This is a genomic window from Termitidicoccus mucosus (genome assembly GCF_038725785.1).
Taxonomy (GTDB): Bacteria; Verrucomicrobiota; Verrucomicrobiia; order Opitutales; family Opitutaceae; genus Termitidicoccus; species Termitidicoccus mucosus.
In genome coordinates this window covers 5,380,960-5,403,754 of sequence record NZ_CP109796.1, presented here as the reverse complement: position 1 = coordinate 5,403,754, position 22,795 = coordinate 5,380,960, and the positions used below count along the sequence as shown (strand labels likewise).

Below are 22,795 nucleotides of genomic sequence, written 5' to 3'. Positions count from 1 at the left end.
GTTTATGTGTCGCCTCATATCCAGGCATATACACCACGACTCGCCCGGGGTGATCGCCGCATGCCGTCATGCCTCTTCCAAATGCGGCCCCTCTTTTGGGGCCGCCAAAGCAAACAAGGGAACCGGCCCCGCCTTCGACCGTCCTGTAACGCAGATGTCACAGATCTCCCCATGTTTTTTCTGGCTCTATATCCTCGGGAATGAGAGTAGAGGATTTCTCTGCCTGTAATATAAGGCGTCTCCTATTTCCTCATTTTTGGATCGCAAACGAGATCTCCTTCCGCATGGCCCGGTTCATATCATCCCCGATGTTTCTCTGCCCTTTGCTGCTGTGGACGGGGATGCTATGCGGAAGCCCCGGCGCCGGCGGCGTGGATTATTACAGTGACAGGGTCCTCGTGGAAACCACCATCGATATTTCGGACTTCCGCCTCCGCCAGGTGGCGCTCTCCGAGATATTTTCAACCATAGAAAAACAAACCGACTTGAGATTTATATACGTCGCCAGCCAGCTGCCGCTTGATGCCACAATGAGCTTCGAGTCGGGTGATTACATCACATTGGCGCGCCTGTTCACCGCCATCTCCGCCATGGTTGACATAACCCTGTTAAGACATGAGAAGAAAATCATCGTCCGCTCCATCGCCAAGCATGCCAATGGCGGCGACTCACGCATCACCCGCGCCGCTGGCAGCCCGAACACCCAACCAATATCCATCGCATGACTCCGACTCGCACCGATGAAGATGAGTTGCTCATGGTCCGCATCCGGGCCGACGACGAGGAGGCGCTCCATTGCCTCCTTCGCAAGTATTATAATGTGCTGTGCAGATATTCATATTCTCTGCTCCAACGCCGCCCTTTGGCGGAAGAGGCAGTCTCCGATGTGTTTTTGAAACTGTGGGACATGCGCCATTCCATGACCATAACCTCCTCCGTTTTCCACTATCTGTATCGCGCAGTCGGCAACCGGTCCCATGATGTGCGCGAAAAAAATTCCGGGAATCTCTCGCTGGTGCCCTTGGACGACGCCCACCCGGAATCGCTCGCCGATGAAAGCAATGCCAACGATCCGCTGCTCTATGCGGAGCTTCAGGTCGCCGTGGAGGCGCTGCTGAGCCGGATGCCGGAGAAACGGCAGGCCATATTCCGCATGAACCGGCTGGAGGGCAAGCGCTACAAGCAAATCGCGGCCGAGCTTAACCTTTCAACGCACACCGTGCAGCGCCACATGGTCCTCGCCATGAAGCAGCTCTCCCTGGAATTGCCCAAAATCAAGGCCATGCTTGGCGATATATCCGAGGCAAGATAAATCACAATTTGCTAAAATTTTAGAATTGTATCAAATCATTGGCAGATTCACACAAAATATCCCGTCTACTCCATCAAGAGAGCATTGCATGATCTCCGAAAACGCAGGTTACGACAAACCGGCATTTGAATGCCTGGCCACACGCTATTTAAGCGGCGAATCCACCAGCGCCGAACGCGAACAGCTTGTCGCGCTACTCAACAATCCGGAATGGAAGGAGTTGTTCGACAACATGCAGCTCGCATGGGAACTCCCCGTCCCTCATTTCGATTCCCATGCCGCCTCGAAACGGCTGGCCCAACGAATCAAAGAAAGAGCGGTCGATAACAGCGACCATCCGAAACAGGCCAGGCCGCCGGCCAACACGGGCAAACGCGAACAAAAGCTCCGGGCAAACCCCCTTTTCCGCACCGCGTCTCTTTTGGCCGCGACGCTTTTTCTCATCGCCGGCGTGTGCCTGACCGCAATGTTCCGCGCCTCGCGTTCCGCCTCTCACTTTGCCGTCGCATCCTCTTCCTCATTTGCAACAAAAGACGAAAACCTGATGGAAAGCGCAACCAATGCAAGGGAGCGGACCATGCTGATGCTTCCGGACGGCACCAGGGTGACCCTCAATTCCGGCGGTTCACTTTCCTATCCCGCCGCATTTAGCCCCGGAACGCGCATCGTGCACCTGAAAGGGGAGGCGTTTTTCGATGTGGCCCACGATCCCGACGCGCCATTTGTAGTGGAAACGGCAACCATGCGCATAACCGTGCTGGGCACGCAATTCAACGTCCGCGACTTCGCGGACAACAACGAGCCCGAGGTTTCGCTGCTCAAGGGCAAAGTCCAAATCACCGAGTTGAATCCCGCGGGAAAATCCGCCCCCGTCACCCTCCTGCCCGGGCAGCAATACACACTCACAGCCGCTGCGCGCAACGAACGCGTGCGGACAATACAACCGGAAACAATCGCACAATGGAGGCATGATACATCGCTGGTCTTCGACCGAGAACCATTGGTTTCTGTAATCCGCAAACTCGAAGCCCGCTTCGGCATCACGATCGAGCTGGCCCAGGCAGGCCTGGGGCAGGAAACCATCACCGGCCGGTTTGACCGGGAATCCCTGGAGCAAATCCTCAACATGCTCAAACAAACAGGAGAAATCGATTATCAAGTTATCGAGGACGGCCATCATCCAGGGAAAGTGATTATTTCCCCGGCGAAGAACAGATAGTAATACCATTTCTCAATTAAAATCACCCTTTTGCTGGAGGGCCGAGCTCCTGCGAGGCCGTCGTGGAAAAACGTCGCGTATAAACCACGACGGCCTCGCAGGAGCTCGGCCCTCCAGAAGAGTGAATTTCGTTCGGAATTGGTATAACGCCCCCCGGAGCAAACTCCGGGGTATCAAACCCAAATCCATCAAACCACGCCTCGTCTCGTTTCGAGCTGGCGGCGGATGTCCTTCGCCCGCGCTGCGGTGATCGGATAGAAATGCAGGATGACGAGCGCAGTCGTCCAGAAGAGCATCGGGAAAAACACATACCAGTGGAGCATGGTGCTCAGCACCTCGGGGGGCTGCATCTTGCCGTATTTCTCCAGGTCGAATCCGCACCACACGATGATGAAACCCGAGATGCCGGTGGTGACGGTCATGGCCAGCTTGGTGGTCCAGGAGAAGACCGAGGCAAAACTGCCCTCCCGTCGCTTGGTGGTGTGGAGTTCGTCGTAATCCACGATGTCGGCCTGCATCGAGGGGACGATCATCCAGATGGCGGAGCCAAAGGCGGAGAGAAATATCTGGGGGACGATCTGCAGGTAGGGATGCGCGGGCGTGTAGCAGAAATACACCAGGATGTTGGCGACATAACCCATGATGATGGTGATGCGCAGCGCGCCCTTTTTGCCGAGCTTCTCGCAAACCCACGCCCACAGCGGCACGCTGAAAAGGCCGGGCAGGAAGATGACGGTGCTCTTGATGCCCTAGATGACGGAGGCGGTCTTTATATCGCCGCCGCAAATATAATAAATATTGATATACAGCCCGAGGCTGGCCACAAGGCTGGACCCGACCGTCTGGCATACATAAACCCCCATGATTTTCAGGAAGGGGCCGCAATGCAGGGTTTCCTTGAGCCCGCGCCAGAGGCTCACCTTGCCCTGGTGGCGGGTCTCCTTTTCATAATACCGCTCCTTGACAAAAAATCCCGGCAGCGTGGCCACGAGGATGATGATCGCCCCCATGCCCCAGCTCATGACGCGCATGCCGCGGGCGACATCCGGCTCGCCCGTGTCCGGGTTGGCAAAGACCGGCAGCGCGGTCAGGGCCAGGAGCCAGCCGCCGAAAATGACCGTGATTTTGGAAAAGACGGCGCGCCAGGCGACGACGCGGGTGCGCTCGTTATAGTCGGGCGTCAGCTCCATCCCAAGGCTGTAATAAGGCATCGCCCAAAGGGCATACACACCGTAGAGCAGCATCCCCATGACAATCATGTAGGTGATGATGGCGGCCTGGCTCCATTCGGGGGATGCCTGCCAGAGGAAGGGCAGGCAAACGCCGGTCAGGATGCCGCCGGCCACGATGAAGGGGCGGCGGCGGCCCCAGCGGGTGCGGGCGTTGTCGGAAATGTTGCCCAGGAGCAAATCCGTGACCCCGTCCCAAAGCCGGTAAACCATGAGCACGGTGCCGATGACGGCGGGGCTGATGCCAAGCGCGATGTTGAACACGGGGTTGAACATCTCCTTGGTGATTTTGCCGGTGAATTGCTCGGTCATGGCCCCGGCGCCGTAGGCGAGTTTCTGGGGCAGCGGCACGCGGTCCTCCGGGGCGACCGAGGAAGCGTCTTTCTTCGATGGAGCGGAGGAGGGCATGGGGTGGTGCGCGTCGGTCTTTGATTATAATCGAACCTGAAGCATCAAGTCTGCACACTGTCCCGCATGGCAAGCTCCACCACTTGCCGCGCGGCGACCGAGAGCAGGGCCGAAGCACGGGAGTGGGCGGTTCGGGCCAATTCGCATGCCGACGGGTGGTTTTTGTAGATCTCGGTCATGCGCGCGGCGAGCCGGCCGTCGCCTGCACTTTCGACCGGGAACACCCACCCGCCCAGGCCGAGGTCGGGATACATTTGCACCTTCCAGGTATCCTGCGGCTGGTGGAGATAGATCGCCGGGCGCCCGACCGCGATGGCGAGGATGGGCGAGTGGCATTCCATGCTCAGGACCAAGGAGGCGCGCGCATAGACCGAACTCGCCTCGTCGGTGATCCAGTAACGGTCGAGCGCGGTCACCTGCGGCCTGACGTCGCCGGGCAGCTGGCTGAGGATGTGGGGCTCGAAGAGTTCCGTTTCGTAGGTCATCTCGGGACAGAGCAGCACGCGCTGTCCCGTGGTGCGCACCCAGTGGATGATCGCATCGCGCAGCACGCCGAAATCGGCGGGGGCGTGCGCGGCATTGAATTTGTCACGCACGGCAATCTCCTCCGGTGTGGAATGGCGTTTGACGGGAAACATGCGCCAGTAGGGCGTCAGCCGCAGGCGGGGGATGGCGCAAAGGAAACGCCCCGGCTCGAGCTTGTGTTTGGCGAGCAGGGCGTCAGCCGCCGCCTCGTCGCGCAAATCATCGAGCGCGAAGGTCGCGTCGGGCGAAAATGCGAGCGGCGCGGTCACGCCGGCCTGGCGCGCGGCCTCGAGCGAATGGGTTTCGCGGGTGAAAAAACGCGCCGCGGAATTGATGAGGTCCACCAGCTTGGGCGGAAAATCCGTCCCTCCGGCGATGCTACCGACCGGGCTTCCCACTGTGACGCCAAACGCGGCCCAAGGCTTGCCCGTTTCCGTCCGCCAGTGCTCGATTTCGGGAGTGCTGATTCCCGGGCCCGAACCGTGGAGCAGGATGTCGGCTTGCTCAAACGCCTCGGCCAGCGTGCAGTCGCCCGGCGCCGGCGACGACGGGCGCCACGAGCCGGCGTCCCGCACGAAACGCACCTTGGGAAACCGCCGGCGCAACATGCCCTCGACCCCGCGGTCGAAAACCCCCGGCCCGATGATGAACTCGGCCTCGGGCGCGTATTGCTCGAAGACGCGCAGCACGCCGGGCGTATGGGCGATGTCGCCGATGTTCGTGGTCTGCCAGCCGGAGCGTAGCAGAATGCATATTGGACGATTCGAGCGGGAGTCGCCGGAGGGGAACTGCGGGGCTGTCATCATAAAGTTTGACGGTGTGTGGAATGTTGCGTTCACCCCGGAAGAGGCGGGATGCGGGGCCCGTCTTCCTGCCATCGGGGACCGTGCATCAGGAAGGGGTGTTTTCATCTGGGAAACGGATACAAATGATTTCAGGCGGCGAGGCAAACCAACCGCAGTTCTTATCAATGAATCTCCGTAAACGTCTCCTCGACGGATGGCAAGGGGGCGGTGCGCGCGCCGACTCATGAGCGCGCAGCCCCCGAATGCGCCCGGCGCTGGAGCATATCAAATCAAACTGTGGCCGATGCTTGAAATGGAGGGACGGTATCCATCTATAAATGCGGCCGCGGTATTTTTTGAAACGCTCTATATTTCCGGGAGGAAATGGTTGCCGTCCACCCAACCGTTTTCCACGATCAGGTGCAGCGCCTTCGCAGGCACGCCTTTTTCGTTGCGATGCATCATGCCGACGACTTGGTCCACACAGGCGGCGCCGACGCGCTGGCGATCAATCCACACTCCCGTCACGCTTTCTGATATCATTGTGTTTGTGATATTCAACATCACCAGCCGGGTATTTTCCGCGTCGCGGCCGGCCGCCGTCCGCGTCCAGTCGTTGATGCGCATCAGGATTCTGTTCAAGCCGATGACGACCTGCGGACGATAGCGGCGGTGCCAGCGGGCGAAGGCGCCCGCATCCCATGTGGACAGGAGCAGCGGCGCGATGCGGGCATTGCCGGGCATGAGGTGCTGCTCGGAAAGATAGGCCGACAGCCAGAGATGGTCGGCCTTCAAATCAGTCTTTTCCTCCAGCACCGTGCCGACGCGCTTGTAGCCCGCGGCGCGGCAGCGACGCAGTGCCTCCACCATGCCGTGATAAAAATCGGGATACACCCGGTGCACATGCGGCTCCGCGATGGCATAGCCGTAGGCCACCACGGAGAAGCGGTCCCAATCCACGTCCAGCGTGGGGTGCTGCTTGAAAAGCGGCCCGAGAATCAATCCATGTATATTGCGCGTCGCGGTGATCTGGTTGAAACGGGCGCGGGTGAGCTTCGGATCACCCAGCCAGAAATGCTCCAGCCCGTAGCCGAGTTCCTCCGCGCGCGCTCTCGCTCCGCTAAAAAGATCCCGGTAACTGGGCTCGACGCCGCGCTCGCGATGCGCGTCATCGTCGGCCGTCACATAGGCGATGACCGCCTGCTTTGCGGCATTGCGCCGGCTGCGGGTTGCGATGAGCGCGGAAACCAGCGGGTTGGGACGGTAGCCGAGCTCGCGGGCGACGGCCTGGATGCGCTCACGCGTGGCGGCGGAGAGGCGCGGATCATTGCGCAGAGCGAGCGAAACCGTGGTCTGGTGCACACCCGCACGAACGGCGACGCGTTGCATGGTGACAATGGGCTGGGACATGGCTGGAATGGCTAGCCGCTGGGGGAAGCGATGGCAAGCGGCGCATTTCATTGATAAGAATTGCGGCGGATTTGCAGATTCATTCGCCTGTCGTCCAAAATCACCGGAAATAGACCCACCCGCAGAGCCCGAAACGGCTTATTCCCCCCTGTCCATTCTCCAACTTAGTCCCGATTGATACCCATGAAAACCCATATACTGTTTATTGCGAGCAGACTCACCCGCGCCGCTGCGCTCGCCACCTTCGCCTTCTTCGCGCTGCCGGCGCCGGGGGCACCGGCGGTCTGCGTTGTCCTCGATAGCGGCAACTCGCAACTCGTCAGCGCCTCGCGCGCCGCCACGGACGGCACCAACATTACCGGCACCGTCACCTCAAGCGGCACGTGGGCGCGCTCCTCCACCCTCGCCGCGAATTACAGCCTTTACGCCCTGACCGACAACGACCCTGCCGATAACACGAAATGGATTTCCTACACGCCCACGTTGCCGGCGGCGGGCAAATACATCGTGCAAATCTGGTGGTCCAACGCCGCCTCGCAGGCCACCAACGTCCCCGTTGACATTTGCCATGCCGGCACCACCGACACCGTTTATGTCAACCAAGCCGCCCAAGGTTCACGATGGTTCACGATGGGCATCTGGCAATTCAATGCCGCCAACGACGGCACCGAATTTGTCAAAATCCGCAACAACGGCGGCGCCGGCGGCGCCACCGAAAGCAAATACATCCGCGCCGATGCCATCCGCTTTCTCAGTTACGAAACCCTGACCGAGCTGGACAACAACGCCGAAATAAAAACCGCGCCCGAAACAGACCCGACAAACTACACCGGCGTTTATATGGTCGGCTCGTGGACAAGCACCGACGCCGTCACAGGTTTTTCCGGCTCCAATTATTGGGTGACCACCTCAACTACCACAAAATCGGTGATATACACGCCCGTGCTCTCCGAAGCCGGCCCCTACGATGTGCAAATGCAATGGCCGGCCTCCAGCGGCTTTTGCTCCGCCGTGCCCGTTGAAATTTATCATTCGGGCAGCACCAGCGTTGTCACCATTGACCAAACGGCAAATGGCAACAAATGGAACTCGCTCGGCGTGTTTGAATTCACCGGCGCCGGCACCGAATATATCAGACTCTACGCAAACGACCGCGCCGGCGGCCTGCTCACCGGCAACATCGTCGCCGACGCCGCGCGCTTTGTGAAAGTCGAGACGGGGCCGCTCACCCTGATTGACAACACCGCGCCCGACGACACCGACCCCGCCAGCAAAATCCCCGGCGATGGCGTCACCGTGCAAGGCAGTTGGTCGGGCAAAATCACCACCACCGGTTACTACGGCAACAATTACTGGACGGACAACGGCTCCGGCAAGGGCAGCAAGTCCGTCACCTACACGCCGAGGCTGCCCTCCTCCGGCACTTATACCGTGCAGGCATGGTGGCCGAATACCAACGCCTCTTTCGCCACCAACACGCCGATTGATATTGTCCACTCCGGCTCCACCGACACTGTCATCGTCAACCAGCGGCTAAACGGCGGCGATTGGTTCACCCTTGGCAACTATGAATTTACCGGCGCTGGTGACGAGTATGTTAAAATAAAAAACGACGGCACCACCGAACTTGTGGCCAGCGGCACCGCGCACGTCATCGCCGACGCCATCCGATTTCTGCCCTACACCGCGCCCCCGCCGCCGCCGGAGCCGCGTCTGTTCATGGACAACACCGCTGCCGGCGACACAGACACGACCAGCAAGGTCCCCGGCCCCGGCGTCACCACGCAGGGCAACTGGACCGGCTCCGTCAGCCGCACTGGTTTTCAAGGCCACAATTACTGGACGGACGGCAATACCGGCGGCTCCGGCACATCGACCGTCTCCAAATCCGTCACCTACACACCCATCTTTCCCGCCGCCGGCAAATACATGGTGCAAATGTGGTGGCCGAGATACGCCACCAATTTCGCCACCAACACACCTGTTGATATAAAGCACAACGGCATCACCGAAACCTTCAGCGTCAACCAGCGCACCGGCGGTGAAATGTGGTATTCGCTCGGCATTTTTGAGTTCGCCGGCACCGGCGACGAATACCTGAAAATCCGCAACGACGGCGCGGACTACTACGTCATCGCCGACGCCGTGCGCTTCGTCAGCGTGGACGAGCAGCCGCCGTTTGTGATGTCGTTCGAGAAAATCGTGACCAACCAAAGCAGCTCCTGCCGCCGTCCCTTCGGCGCCGGCCTCTACGACGAGGCCTCCAACCAGACTTACATTTGCTGGAACGGCCCTGGCATGAGCGTCTATGTCCGCGCCTACGACCACGCCACCGAAACCTGGGGCGCCGCCGTCGAAATCTGCCACCTCACTTACACAGCCCAATACGATTACCACGACTATCCCGTGCTTACGCTCGCGCCCGACGGCAGGCTGCATGTTTATTTCTGCCAGCACGCCAACAAACTCTATCAACTGCGCGCGCCCGACCCGCACTCCATCGCCGGCGCGTGGACCAAGACCGAAATCGGCAGCGATCTCAACGCCTACCCCATGCCTGTCGTCGCCGGCTCCGACATCTGGCTTTTCTACTCGAAAAACAACGACAGCGCCTGGCCCTACCGCACGTATCGTTATATCAAATCCACCGACAGCGGCGCCACATGGTCGGCGCCGGTGACAATCATAGACACCGCCAAGCTCGATCCGCAGAAATTCGACGAAGTGTATGCCTGGGGCTTTGACTACGACGCCGACTCCCAGCGCATCGGCCTCACTTGGACGATGGCCGGCAGCACCGCCCACAATGCCGCGCACAAGGGCCTTTATTTCGCGTGGTTCAACACCACCAACAACAGCCTGTCCAACGCCGCCGGCGCCAGCCTCGGCGCCTCCATCGCCTACGACGAACTGGCGAGCTGCCGCGTCGTTGACGCCACCGGCGACCCCGCCGACACGACCAAGGGCCACCACTACCCGTTCACCAGCCCCCAGCCCGCCCTCGACGGCGTCACGAGCCAGCCGCTGGTCGCCTACGGCTTTTATGACCCCGTCACCGGGAGCGAGTCCATCCGCTGCTCCCGCTGGAACGGCTCCGCGTGGGTCGAAAACATCATACAGGCAAACGTAAAATCCTTCTCCGATCTCCGCCGCAACGGCGTCGCCGAACTCATCGCGCTTTATCATTATTCGGGCAACATATTGATGAAATCTTCGCTGGACGGCGGCGCCACCTGGGAACAGGTCTCCGCCGGAGCCGTTCCGTTCAACATTGCCGAGGACGGCTGCGACAAGGTCGCCGAGCTTCTGTTTCTCGACAGCATCAAGGCGCCCATCACCGCCTTCCTCGGCCTCAGCTTCGAGGACACCACCAAGCCCGGCGGCTACAATTACGACGGCGTCTTCCCGGTTTATATAATTAAAGAAAACATTGTCGCCTCCGCGCCCGTGTTCATCCTTCATCCCGAGGCCGGAGCCGCTGTCTCCGGCGGCAACACCACCGCCATCGCCGCCGCCGCCACCGGCAACCCCGCGCCCGCCTACCAATGGCAGGTGAAGGAAGGCGCCGCCGCCGCGTGGCGCGACATCACCGCCGCCGACACCAGTTATACCGGCGCCGACACCGACACGCTGTCCATCCTCGTCGCGACCGGCATGGCCGGCTACGAATACCGCGCCGCCGCGACCAACCCCGGCGGCACCGTTTATAGCAATCCCACCACACTGGAGGTGCTGTTGACCCCGGCCTTTGATGAAAATCCCGTCGCGCGCCAGACCGCCGTCGTCGGACGCTCCGTTGATATTAGCGCACGCGTCTCCGGCAATCCGCCGCTCGCGCTCCGCTGGCAGGTGCGCGAGGATGCGACCGGCGCGTGGCGCGATCTCAGCGTTGGCGACATCTGGTGCAGCGGCATGAACACCGCCACGCTCACCCTCCTCGCCGCCACCGCCGGCATGGACGGCTGGCAGTTCCGTCTCGTCGCCGAAAACGATTTCGGTGAAAACACCAGCGCAGCCACCACGCTCAACGTGATGGCCGCGCGCCTTGCCGCGCCCTCCGCGCTCGCCTTCGACAGCAAGGGCAATCTCTACGCCGCAGATTCCGCAAACAACAAAATCTGGCAGGTCACCTCCGCAGGCGCGGCCAACCTCTTTGCCGGTTCCGGCACCGCCGCCCTCGCCGACGGCATCGGCTCCGCCGCGTCCTTCTCCGCCCCGCGCGGCCTCGCCGTCCTCTCCGGCACGCTCCTCGTCGCCGACACCGCCAACGCCGCCCTCCGCGCCGCCAGTGCCGCCACCGCCGACTTCGGCACGCTCCCCGTCGCCGGCCTCGGCGCGCCCGCCGGCATGGCCGTTGACAGCGCGGGCAACATGTACATTGCCGACGAGGCGCGCCATGTCATCCACATCGTCACCTCCGGCGGCGAGGTCAATATATACGCAGGCGCGCTCGACACGCCCGATTATATTGACGCCGGCGGTACTGGCGCCCGTTTCCATTCCCCCACTGCCCTCGCGTTCGGCGGCGACGGCAATTTATACGTCGCCGACACCGGCAACAACGCCGTCCGCGTCATCATGCCTCTCTCCGCCACCACCGGCGTGGTGGACACGCTCGCCGATTCCGCCGACGGCGTCAACGCCCCGCGCGGCATCGCCGCCAGCGGCAGCGGCCCCGGCCTGCGCGTGTATATCAGCAACACACCCGACTCCGCCATCTGCGACATTGACGAAGCCGGCACGGTGACGCTGCTCGCCGGCCACGACGCAGGCGTCGCCGGTTACAAGGACGGTCCCGCCGCCTCCGCCTGGCTCGACCACCCCGAGGGTCTCGCCCGCGATGCAGTCGGCAACCTCCACGTCGCCGACACCGGCAACGGCGTCATCCGCAAAATCACCTTCGACGCCATCGGCCGCGCCACCGTCGCCACGCCGTTGCTCGCCAGTGGCTCCACCTATGGTCCGCCGCCCGACCCCGGCCAGTCCTACACCAGCGGGCGCCGCTCCGGCGGCGGCGCACCCTCGCCCCTCTTCGCCCTCCTGCTCGCCGCGCTCCTCGCCGTGCGCACCGTGCGCTTTGCAAAAAAACACTGAGCGCCGCCCGCCACTTTATATGAAAATATATACAAACGAGGCTCCCTTATGAACATCACCCCCTCCCATCTTGCAAGACTCGCCGTCATCCTCGTGCTGCCGCTGACGTTCTCCCCCGCCCTCCCCGCGCAACAAACACAATCCGAGTCCCCGGTGGCGATGCCGCCGCCGGGCGCGGACGATGAAATCATCGAGCTGACCCCTTTCGAGGTCACCGGCGAACCCGACCCCTACGCGGCGACGCGGGCCGTCTCCGCCACCCGCTTCGCCACCGAAATCCAGCGTGTGCCGGTCAGCTTGCAAGTGCTCACCGAGCAATTCATGGACGACATCGGTGCCGTCAGCCTTGAGGAAGTTTTCAACCACGCCACCAGCGTCACCTACGATCAGACCGGCAGCCAGGAGGCGAGCGGCGGCAATTCATATAATGTTCGCGGCTTCAAGGCGCCCGAGGCCCGCGTGAACGGCTTTCGCGGCGGCGGCTTGTATATAAACCGAGCAGTCGTGGACCGCATGGAAATCGCGCGCGGCCCGCAGGCCGTCTTATACGGCCAGGGTTCCGCCGGCGGCACCATCAACACCATCACCAAGGCGCCGCGTTTCAAGCAAAAGGGCGTCGCAAAACTCACCCTCGGCTCGTATCAATTCGAACAATGGGACCTCGACCTCGGCGGTCCCATCACCAAGAACCTCGCCTACCGCCTCGTCACGCAATATCATTACAACGAGCGCTTGAACGACTGGCATTTCATGGAGGACAAGGTGATTTATCCCGCGCTCACGTGGAAAGCCGGCAAGCGCGTGGTGGTCAACGTCCGCTATAATCATTTGGAGCGCGACACCAACCGCCTCAACGCGCCCTACAACGCCTACGAATACGGATTGCAGGATTATTATCCCACGCCCACCGGCGTCGCGCCGAATGATTTGGACCCCATTCTTCCGGGCGAAGACCCAAGCAGGACCACTCAAAAGGGCCGCTATTATGTCAGGGAACTCGGCCGCAAGGTCAATCTCTCCGGCCCGTATTCGCGCTACCAATACGACATCAATTCCGCCAGCGGCGACATCTCCGTCCGCATCACCGATTTCCTCACCTACCGCGGCGCCGCGCAATATGCCGACACCGACCGCCTGGTGAACGACATTGTGGGCGAGCCGAACATGTATCGCTACACCGCCCGCACGGGCGGCGCCTCCGGCCGTTACCGGCATCGCGAACTCAACAACGAGGACATCGAGATGCGCCACGATTTTCTGTTTAATTTCAACCGGGAAAAATTCGGCCTCAAAATACTCGCTGGTTTTGAAAAATCGTGGCTCGACTACAGCCGCCTCGAAGTCGAGACGCCGACAAGCTCCGCCAGGGTCGTGCCCATCACCGGCATTTATGCGGAGCAACTTGACAAACTTTGGGCAAGCCGCCCCGGTTGGTCGGTGGCCAGCCTGCTTGCCGCCGGCACTTCGGAACTCATCGGCTATCCAAACGACTTATCTTTCACCCTCCCTTCCTACCCCGACGGATACATCGGCGCGGACGGCCAGTTTGTCCGCTCGCCCAACGGCCCGCCCTCCCTCGAAAAAACTGTCTCCACCGCCTACTACGCCACCATGATGCTCGACGTGCTTGGTGACCGCCTGCACGTGCTCGGCGGCATCCGCTACGATGACAACGACTTCACCGTCATCACCCAAACCAACAACCCCGCCCGCGAGTTTTTATACAGTGAGGATTTCGACATCGAGAAATCCTCCTGGCAGGCCGGCCTCACGTTTGATGTCACGAAAACCATCAGTTTGTATTCAACCTACAGCACCATTTTCGCGCCCAACAACATGTCCGACCGCGACAACAAGCCGCTCGGCCCGCAAACCGGCAAGGGCCTCGACGTCGGCATCAAGGCCTCCCTCCTCCGCGGCAAACTCACCGGCTCGGTCGTCTGGTTTCACACCACGCGCGCCGGCATTCCGCGCTCCACGCGCGAGGACGCCAACAGCCCGTATTACACCTACCTCTCCGGCAAGGAGCAGGCGCAGGGTGTCGAGATTGAAATCAATTGCCAGCCGCTGCCGGGGTGGCGGGTCATGGCCAACGTCTCGTTTCTCGACGGCGAAATCCTCTCCAACGACGAGGACCCGCGCACCGAAGGCTGGGACTTGACCGGCGCGCCCGACACCAAGGTCAACCTTTGGACGACCTACAAGTTCTCCCGGACTTTCCTGAAAGGGCTGACCGTGGGCTTCGGCCTGAACCACGCGGCCTCGGCCCCGGTGCATGGTGGAAAATGGGAAAGTTACTACATGCGCACCGACGCCTACACCGTCTATCGTGCGTCGTTGAGCTATCCTTTCCGCATAAACAACTACCGCCTCACCGTCGGCCTGCGCGGCGAAAACCTTTTCGACAAGGAATACATCGAGCGCCAATGGTCGTGGGGCAAGGAGCGCACCATCACCGGCTTTTTGCAGGTCACGTTTTGAGCACCGATTATATAAAAATCGCAGGATACTAATGATAACCGATTCCCAAAACCACGCCCGCTGGGCCGGCCAACTGCGCGCCGTCACCGCGCAACCGTTGCAATTCTGTCCGGACTTTCCCGAAATCGCGGCGCGCTGGGAGGCTTGGTGGGTGTTTCGCGCCGACCGTCCGTTGCTCATGGCCACCGCCGTCCGCAAGGACGACGGCATTTACCGGGGCAAGGCGCTCCATCTGGTCGCGGACCGCACGAAAGAATGGCTCGCCGCCACCCGGCTTCAGGTGGCCACCGCCCATTGGGTGGCCGACACGCTGCCCCGCATCCGCGCGGACATCGGCCCCTGCGCCCCGGCGGCGTTTCTGGGCGCGCCGCTCACCCTTTCCGAGGCCGAGCAAACCAGCTGGAACACCCCGACCATCACCACTTGGAATCCTCCGCCAAAATTGGATTTTTCCCCGGAAAATCCGTGGTGGTGCCGCGTGCTCGAACTTCTCGCGCTTACCGCGGAGGACGCGCGCGGAAAATACCTTGTCTGCCTGCCGGACATGGCTGGGGCGATTGACATCCTTGTGAACCTGCGCGACCCCACCCAGCTTTGCATGGACATCGCGGACGAATCCCGAGAAGCCGTGAAAACCGCCGCCATGCAAGTGGCCGCGATGTGGACGGGCATGTTTGCCGGCGCCGCCGACGCAGTGCTCGATCGCGGTGCCGGTTTTATCAACTGGGTCGGCGCCTGGTCGGACCGCGCCTACACCGTGCCCACCTGCGACTTCAACGCCCTGATCGGCCCGGACGATTTCGAGGAGTGCTGCCTGCCCTCGCTGCGCAGCCAGACGCAAAGCGCCGGGCGCATGTGTTTCCACCTCGACGGCCCGCAGGCCGCCCGCCACGCGCCCGCGCTGGCCGCGCAACCGTGGGTTGACGCCGTGCAATACACACCCGGCGCCGGCACGCCCTCCGCGATGGCGAAAGTGGACATGCTGCGCGGCTTGCAACAGGCCGGGAAACCGGTGCTCGTCACCACCCCCAAAAACGAGGTGCTCGAGCTCGCCCGCGCGCTCGACCCACGCGGCCTCGCCATCTGGGTTGATGAGTCCATCTCCATCGCCGAGGCCGACGAACTCGCCGCTGCAATCAAATCTTTCAATAAATAATTTCCCATGAAAATCCGCATCCAAAGATTATTCGCCGCATTGCTGGCATTTGCGTTTCTGCCCTCCGCGTTGCTCTGCGCTGTCGAGCCGGCCGCGCCGAAGCGCGCAAAATGGAAAGGCACTTTTGAAATAAAACAGGAACCGCTCGGCAACAACGTCAGCAGCACCTGCCGGCGCCAGTTCGGCGCGGGCTTGTATGATGCCGCCGTGAACAAAACTTTCGTCTGCTGGAGCGGCCCCGGCATGAGCGTCTGGATAAACGACTACGACCACGGCACCGGCAAATGGAGCGCGGGCCGGGAAGTCTGCCACCTCGAATACAAAACGCAGTGGGCCTACCACGATTACCCCGTCATGCGCCTCGCTCCGGACGGGCGGCTGGTGATTTATTTTTGCGAGCACGGCAACAAACTTTTCCAGGTGAAGGCGCCCGTCGCCCATTCGCTCGACGGCGACTGGGCAAAGACAACTGCAAGCGAGGACCACACGACTTACCCGATGCCGGTTGTCGCCGATGGCGTCATTTATGTTTTCTATTCAAAAAACGAGGACCGCAACTGGCCGCACCGCTCGTATCGTTATATTAAATCCGCCGACAGCGGTGCGACCTGGTCGGCACCGGCGACGGTCATTGATTCCGAAAAAAAGGAGCCGATGAAATTCGACGAGGTTTATGGCTTCGGCGTTTGCCTCAATCCCGACGACGGCCGCGTCGGCATCACATGGACGATGGCCGGCAGCAAGGCGCACAACGCCGCTTCGCGCGACTTGTATTTCGCGTTTTTCAACACCCGCACCGGCAACATGGAAAACGCCGGCAGGCGCGAACTCGGCCCGTCCGTTCTTTTCGATGAATTTGCCGCCTGCCTTGTCGTAAAAACACAGGGCGATCCCGACGCTCCCGACCGCAGGTTGCGTTATCCCATTCTCCGCCCGCAGCCCTCGTATATCGGCAAAGCCGGCGCGCCCGTCGTCGCCTTCGGCACCTACAAACCCGGCACCGGCGACTTGGTTTGCTTCATGCGCTGGGATGGCGATGCGTGGAAAGTCCAGGCAACGCTGGCGGAGGGAAGAAGCTTTTATGATTTGGAAAAACTCGGCCCGTCCGAATTTCGGATGTTCATCCGCAAGGACAGCAAAAAACTGCTGGTTCTCCGCAGCACCGACGGCGGCCGCACATGGAAGGAAAGCGCGGCGGCTCCGATAGATTTCGCCGCAAAATTCAACCGGGTTCCCGAAATACAATTCATCGAGGACGGCCGCCCGCCGGTCATCGGCATTCTCGGCACCGCTTACTCTGACAAGAAAACGCCCGGCGGTTACAACTACGACGGCATTTTTAACATTCACGCCGTCATGGAAAAATAACCGTGCCGCCGGCGCCGATTTTATGACAACACGCTTTTGTCTCAAGCATGCCATCCTGTGCATGTGTCTTGCCGGCGCCGCCAGTGCCGATGGCGTGCTGGAACCCGCTCCGCCCGGCGCGCCCAGGCCCCGCCATCCGGCTTTCGCCAAGGTCGAGGACACACCCGGCCTGCCCCGCGTGCTGCTGCTCGGCGACTCCATCTCCATCGGCTACACCCTGCCGGTGCGGGAACGACTCAAGGATGTGGCCAATGTCCACCGCGCGCCCGCAAACTGCGCGGACACCGCCAACGGACTGCGACAGCTTGACCGCTGGCTCGGTTCGGGAAAATGGGACGTGATTCATTTCAACTTCGGCCTGCACGATATAAAGTATCTCGACAAAACCGGGAAGTATGTACCGCCCTCCGAGGGAACCCAGGTGGCTTCGCCGGAACAATATGAAAAAAATCTCCGGGAGCTGGTCCGGCGTCTGAAAAAAAACGGCGCGGCTTTGATTTTTGCCACCTCCACGCCCGTGCCGGACGGCGCCGAGGGCCGGGTGAAGGGCGACGCCGCGCGCTATAACCAAATCGCCGTGAAAATCATGCAACAAGAGCGTGTGGCAATAAACGACCTGTTCACGCTCGCCTCGGAAAAACAGGCGGAAATACAGTTGGAACGAAACGTCCATTTCACGCCGCAGGGTTATCAACTGCTGGCGGAACAGGTGGCGGAAAAAATCCGCGACGCGCTGGCGGGGAAAATCCGTGTCGTTCGCGATGTGGAGTTCTTGGAACCGGACCGCGCCGAAAAACTCGATCTCTACCGCCCGCCGATGGAAACGGAGAAAAAAGGACAATTCCCCGCGCTGATATGGATTCACGGCGGCGGCTGGGCGGGCGGAGAAAAAGACGCGCGCCGCGAACAGGTTATCGGCGGCGCGCTTGCCCGCGCCGGCTACGTGGTCGCGAGCATTGATTACAAACTTGGCCGGACGGAGAATGCCTGGCCGCAAAACCTGCTCGATTGCAAAAACGCGGTGCGGTTCCTGCGCGCCAATGCCGAAAAATACAATATAGATCCCGACCGCATCGCGGTCGGCGGCGGCTCGGCCGGCGGGCATCTCGCGCTCATGGTCGGCCTGACCGCCGGACAAAAGGACCTGGAGCCCGTCGCGCCGTATCCCGGTGTGTCAAACGCGGTGCGGTGCGTGCTTAATTTCTATGGTGTCACCAATTTGCTTACCCGCCGGGAGACCCGGCCCGACGGTACGCCCACCGACAAGTTGAAGAGTGGCGGCGGACTGCTGCGCGCTTTCGGCGCAAAATCCGCGAACGACCCCGTGCTGCGTCTCGCGTCGCCCGTCTCGCATATCAACCGGAGCAGCGTCCCCGTCCTCACGCTGCACGGACGGGCGGACACCACCGTCGATTACATGCAGGCCGAGGAGCTTGACCGTGAATTGACAAAGTGCGGTGTTCCCCACGAAACCATTTGGCTCGATGGCATCGGGCACACATTTGATTTGGAGACGTGGAAAGACAAAAAACTCCCGCGCGACATCAAACCGGATGTGCTCGAATTTCTCGCCCGGTATATGAAATAATTTTCCCAACAATGCCACTCCCAACCGAACCGTCATTGAAAAATCCAACGCCTCTGATTGAGGACAATTTTACCGCCGCCGTGCGCCTTTATTCCGAATTGTTGAGCGCCACCGCCGGTGCCGGCAAAATCCCGCGCACGTTTGAAAACGGCAAACTTGTTTTTGTTGATTACAAAGACTGGACCAGCGGCTTTTTCCCCGGCGCGCTCTGGCTGATTTACGAGCACACCCGCGAGCCGCGCTGGAAAAAAGCCGCGCTGGATTACACAAACCGTGTCGCGCCCGCCGCGAAACTGACCGACACGCATGACCTCGGCTTCATGCTTTATTGCTCGCACGGCCATGCGCTGCGTTTCACCCGCAACCGCGCGCATCGCGATATTCTTCTTGAGGGCGCAAAAAATCTCGCCAACCGCTTCAATCCTGCCGCGCGCACCATTCGCTCATGGGATCACTATGCCGACCGCTGGCGGCATCCGGTGATTATAGACAACCTGATGAACCTCGAATTTCTCCTGTGGGCCGCGCGCGAGGTAAACGAGCCGCGTTATCGCGAAATCGCCATCGGGCACGCGCACCAAACGCTCGCGAATCATTTCCGGCAGGATGGCAGTTGCTACCACGTTGTTGGCTACGATCCGGAAAGCGGCGCGCCTGTCATCAAGGAAACCTTCCAGGGTTACGCCAACGAGTCGTCCTGGGCGCGCGGCCAAGGCTGGGCACTTTACGGTTACACAATGTTATATCGGGAGACACGCAATCCGCTTTATTTGAAACAGGCGCACGCCAGCGCGCGTTTCATCCGCACGCACCCGCGCCTGCCCTCCGACAAGATTCCTCTCTGGGATTTCGACGCGCCGGCCGCGCCCGAGCCGCCGCGCGACGCCTCCGCCGCGGCCGTGATCGCATCCGGTCTCATCGAGCTGGCGGACTATTCCGAGCCGGATACCGCGCAACGCTACCGCGAACTCGCCTGGCGGCAGCTCGTCTCGCTTTCCTCCCCCGGCTACCGGGCTGCGCCGGGTGAAAACGGCGGTTTCATCCTGAAACATTCCACCGGCAACTTTAACAAAAACAGCGAGGTGGATACGCCGTTGAATTACGCCGATTATTATTTTCTGGAGGCGCTGCTCCGCCTGAAGGCCCGCGCCCAAAACGCCAAACCTTCGCCCGCCGGTTAGCATGCGGCCATTTGCACAGGAAACAGTCCAAAGCCGGACAATGTTATTCCCATTCTTATAAGTGAACATACTCGCACCGTTCTGGGAAATACTACCTGCGCGCGTGCGTCGCAATTACCACGGCGGGGCGCTCTTGTCGGCGTTCAACGGCGGGGCGGCGGAGCGCGATGGGGATTGTCCGGAGGATTGGATCGCATCCGCCGTCGTGGCCAGGAATCCGGGCATGCCTCCCGTGCCGGATGAAGGGCTCACCCGGGTGCGATCCGCTCATGGCGAAATCCGGCTGCTGGCCTCGCTACTGGAAGCGGAACCCGCCTACTACCTCGGAGAGAGTCACTGGCACAAGCGAGGGGCGGAACTGGGCTTTCTGGCCAAGCTGCTGGATTCCTCGATGCGCCTTCATGTGCAAGCGCATCCTTCGGCTGCGTTTTCACAGAAGCATCTGAATTCCCGCTACGGGAAGTTCGAGTCCTATGTCATTCTCGGGTTCAGGGAGGGGGTGTCCCCTTATTTGCGTCTGGGTTTCCAGCATGCGCCCTCTCCGCAAACCTGGCGGCGGATCATCGAAAATCAGGACATCGCCGCCATGGACGCCTGTTTCGACCCCATCCCGCTCAACATCGGTGAAATATGGATCGTGCCTGGCGGGATGCCGCATGCCATAGGAGAGGGCGTCCTGATGCTGGAGGTGATGGAGCCCTCGGATTGGGTCGTGCGTTGCGAGTTTTCCAGAAACGGAGTAGTTGTCCCTCCCGAAGGCAGGTTTATGGGGCGCGATCTTGATTTTTGCCTGCGTATCTTTGACTACACGCAATATTCCGTCGAGGAGGTCAGACAACGCTGCCAACTGCAACCGGCCCTGCTGGAGGCGGCGGACTATCTGACGGTGGAGGAGCTGGTCGGACGCGCTCATACCGACTGTTTCAGCGTCCGAAGATACCGCTTTAGCGGCGGAGGTCCGTTACCGGACTCGTCCTCCATCCGGCTCCTGCTTGTTGTCTCGGGCGAAGGCACGCTTGCGTGCGGAGGACAGGAAACACCGCTCAGGCGCGGGCGGAGATTCATTTTGCCCGCCAATGGCCCCCGGGCGGAAGTGAGCCTGCCGACGGGCGCCTCTCTGGAACTCCTCGTTTGTCACCCATGAAGACTGCAGCCTGTTCCTTAAGCGCTCCAAAAAATTAGAGCCATTACATTCAATTGATTACAATCAATAAATTCGAAATTACATATGAAAACTATGAAGGCATGCAGCGCCCTTTTTTTAGTCCCGCTGACGATGAACTTGTTATTCGCGGACACCCCGTCCCCAGGCATCCGCCACGACGTAAATTATCTCGGACCCGACCGCGCCGAAAAACTCGACATTTATCTTCCGCCCGAAAATTTCGCGCGCCCCGTGCCGGCGGTGCTCTTCATCCACGGCGGAGGCTGGCGACTTGGCGACAAGGCCGGCAAACGCGAAGTGAACATCGGTGGCACGCTCGCGGCGCACGGCTACGCGGTGTTTTCAATCAACTATCTCCTCAATGTCGGCGACCGCGATGCCGCCACCGGAAAAACAAAACTCACGAGCGTCGCGTGGCCGCAAAATCTCCATGATTGCAAAACCGCGCTGCGCTTCATCCGAAAAGAATCCGCCCGCTACGGAATCAATCCGGATCGCATCGCCACCATGGGTGGCTCCGCCGGCGGCCATCTCGCCATGCTGGTGGGCGCGACGGCGAATCGCGCTGAAATCAACCGCCACGGACTTTATACGGAGCAATCCAACGGCGTCACCTGCATCATCAATTTTTACGGCGAGTATGATGTCAGCGGACGCTGGCGTGCCAGTTTCGCAGGCGACACGCCCGAAAAAACAGTGGCAAACGCGCGGGCCGCCTCGCCCGTCACCTATCTCGACAAAAACACGCCGCCGATGTTCATCACCCACGGCTCTGCCGACAAAACCATCCCAGCGGAACGCTCCCGTATGCTCACCAACTATTTGGAAAAACTCGGCGTGGATTATTTGTATGTTGAAATCGGCGGCGCTCCGCACAGCTACGACCTCGAACCGGCGCAAATGGACCTGCGTCCGGCCGTGCTGACGTTTTTGGAAAAATACTTGGGCAAACCCGCCAGCGCTGCCGCCAGCAATAAAGATGCGAATGCAACATCCGTGGCGCAATAAGGCACGCTCCTAAACCTCCGAAAAACAAATCCGGGTGGCGGATGCGTCTCACCGAGACTTGCAACAATGAACAATACAATACCAAATGTTTATATTATGGTTGATGCCGAGGGCATCAGCGACATTTATGAAAGCCGGCAGGTGACAGATGGCGAATCCCGCTATGTTGACTGCCGCATAAATATGGTGAAAGACATAAACGCCTGCGTGGAAGCGTGCAAGGAAGCGGGCGTGAAAAAGGTCTTTGTCAGGGACGCCCACAGCGCGGGTTGTAATATCCTGTGGGCGAACCTCTCTTCGCTGGCCGATTATTACATCATTGGCGACTGCCGCAACAACCGTTTCCCCGGCCTGGAGGAATGTGACGCGGTGATATTGCTGGGTTACCATGCCATGGCGGGCACGCCAAACGCGATCCTTGAGCACACCATGAGTTCAAAAGAGGTGCAGAATATTGGGTCAACGGAAGAAAAACCGGCGAAATAGGGATTGATGCCGCAATCGTCGGCGAACATGGCAAACCAGTCATCATGGTGAGCGGCGACGACAAGGCCTGCGACGAGGCGAAGGATTTTCTCCCTTGGGCAACTACTGCGGAAGTCAAAAAAGGCTTGTCCGTAAACGGCGGCATGCTGTTGCCGCCCGGCAGGGCTCATGATCTCCTCGCGGCAAAAACCAAGGAAAGCATGGCAAATTTTACCCGGGCAAAATCCTTCATTTCAGAAAAGCCCGTTACTCTGCGGGTTGAATTGGTCGAGCGCGGCAGGTTGCCCAGCCCCGAATCCAAACCTTATATGAAAATAATCGACGGACGGACCTACGAGGTGCAAGGCGCCAGCATGGAGGAAGCCTTGCTGCGTCTGTAA

13 protein-coding genes and 2 pseudogenes are annotated in these 22,795 nt (G+C 60.5%); 12 read left to right on the top strand and 3 right to left on the bottom strand.

The window, feature by feature from the left end; translation table 11 throughout:
- Positions 1–308 precede the first annotated feature (308 nt).
- The 3 genes from OH491_RS18790 to OH491_RS18780 are packed head-to-tail and all read left to right on the top strand — an operon-like array spanning position 309 to position 2,531.
- Positions 309–725 carry a hypothetical protein gene (locus tag OH491_RS18790; protein ID WP_334319265.1) on the top strand — a complete coding sequence of 139 codons (417 nt, stop codon included), beginning with the start codon at positions 309–311 and terminating at the stop codon, positions 723–725.
- The gene (locus tag OH491_RS18785) at positions 722–1,312 is read left to right on the top strand and encodes a sigma-70 family RNA polymerase sigma factor (RefSeq protein WP_068770096.1); all 591 of its coding nucleotides are present in this window, start codon (positions 722–724) and stop codon (positions 1,310–1,312) included. Before OH491_RS18790 ends, OH491_RS18785 begins: the two co-directional genes overlap by 4 nt.
- Positions 1,287–2,531 (top strand): FecR family protein, encoded by a 1,245-nt coding sequence (locus tag OH491_RS18780; protein ID WP_334319266.1) that lies wholly within the window; start codon positions 1,287–1,289, stop codon positions 2,529–2,531. Before OH491_RS18785 ends, OH491_RS18780 begins: the two co-directional genes overlap by 26 nt.
- Positions 2,532–2,719: 188 nt before the next feature.
- Here OH491_RS18780 and OH491_RS18775 read toward each other — a convergent pair.
- The 3 genes and pseudogenes from OH491_RS18775 to OH491_RS18765 form a co-directional block, all read right to left on the bottom strand.
- Positions 2,720–4,168: pseudogene (locus tag OH491_RS18775) on the bottom strand (MFS transporter).
- 44 nt (positions 4,169–4,212) lie between these two features.
- Entirely contained in the window at positions 4,213–5,499 is a 1,287-nt protein-coding gene (locus tag OH491_RS18770) for a polysaccharide pyruvyl transferase family protein (RefSeq protein ID WP_068770098.1), read from the bottom strand.
- A 345-nt stretch (positions 5,500–5,844) separates the two neighbouring features.
- Entirely contained in the window at positions 5,845–6,888 is a 1,044-nt protein-coding gene (locus tag OH491_RS18765) for a LacI family DNA-binding transcriptional regulator (protein ID WP_068770099.1), read from the bottom strand.
- Positions 6,889–7,071: 183 nt separating this feature from the next.
- On the opposite strand from OH491_RS18765, the gene OH491_RS18760 reads away from it, so the two are divergent.
- The 9 genes and pseudogenes from OH491_RS18760 (at position 7,072) to OH491_RS28225 (ending at position 22,795) form a co-directional block, all read left to right on the top strand.
- On the top strand, positions 7,072–11,982 hold the full coding sequence (locus OH491_RS18760) for a BNR-4 repeat-containing protein (RefSeq protein WP_068770100.1): 4,911 nt from the start codon (positions 7,072–7,074) through the stop codon (positions 11,980–11,982).
- 48 nt (positions 11,983–12,030) lie between these two features.
- On the top strand, positions 12,031–14,463 hold the full coding sequence (locus OH491_RS18755) for a TonB-dependent siderophore receptor (RefSeq protein WP_068770101.1): 2,433 nt from the start codon (positions 12,031–12,033) through the stop codon (positions 14,461–14,463).
- A 31-nt stretch (positions 14,464–14,494) separates the two neighbouring features.
- Positions 14,495–15,619 carry a hypothetical protein gene (locus OH491_RS18750; RefSeq protein ID WP_068770102.1) on the top strand — a complete coding sequence of 375 codons (1,125 nt, stop codon included), beginning with the start codon at positions 14,495–14,497 and terminating at the stop codon, positions 15,617–15,619.
- A gap of 6 nt (positions 15,620–15,625) precedes the next feature.
- A complete protein-coding gene (locus OH491_RS18745) occupies positions 15,626–16,987 on the top strand; it encodes a BNR-4 repeat-containing protein (protein WP_068770103.1) in 1,362 nt (453 codons plus the stop codon).
- 22 nt (positions 16,988–17,009) lie between these two features.
- A complete protein-coding gene (locus OH491_RS18740) occupies positions 17,010–18,575 on the top strand; it encodes an alpha/beta hydrolase fold domain-containing protein (RefSeq protein WP_084442126.1) in 1,566 nt (521 codons plus the stop codon).
- Between the two features lie 11 nt (positions 18,576–18,586).
- On the top strand, positions 18,587–19,756 hold the full coding sequence (locus OH491_RS18735) for a glycoside hydrolase family 88 protein (RefSeq protein ID WP_084442127.1): 1,170 nt from the start codon (positions 18,587–18,589) through the stop codon (positions 19,754–19,756).
- Between the two features lie 61 nt (positions 19,757–19,817).
- Positions 19,818–20,900 (top strand): class I mannose-6-phosphate isomerase, encoded by a 1,083-nt coding sequence (locus tag OH491_RS18730; protein WP_145928752.1) that lies wholly within the window; start codon positions 19,818–19,820, stop codon positions 20,898–20,900.
- A 132-nt stretch (positions 20,901–21,032) separates the two neighbouring features.
- A complete protein-coding gene (locus OH491_RS18725) occupies positions 21,033–21,929 on the top strand; it encodes an alpha/beta hydrolase (protein ID WP_145928753.1) in 897 nt (298 codons plus the stop codon).
- 66 nt (positions 21,930–21,995) lie between these two features.
- Positions 21,996–22,795 (top strand): annotated as a pseudogene (locus tag OH491_RS28225) (M55 family metallopeptidase).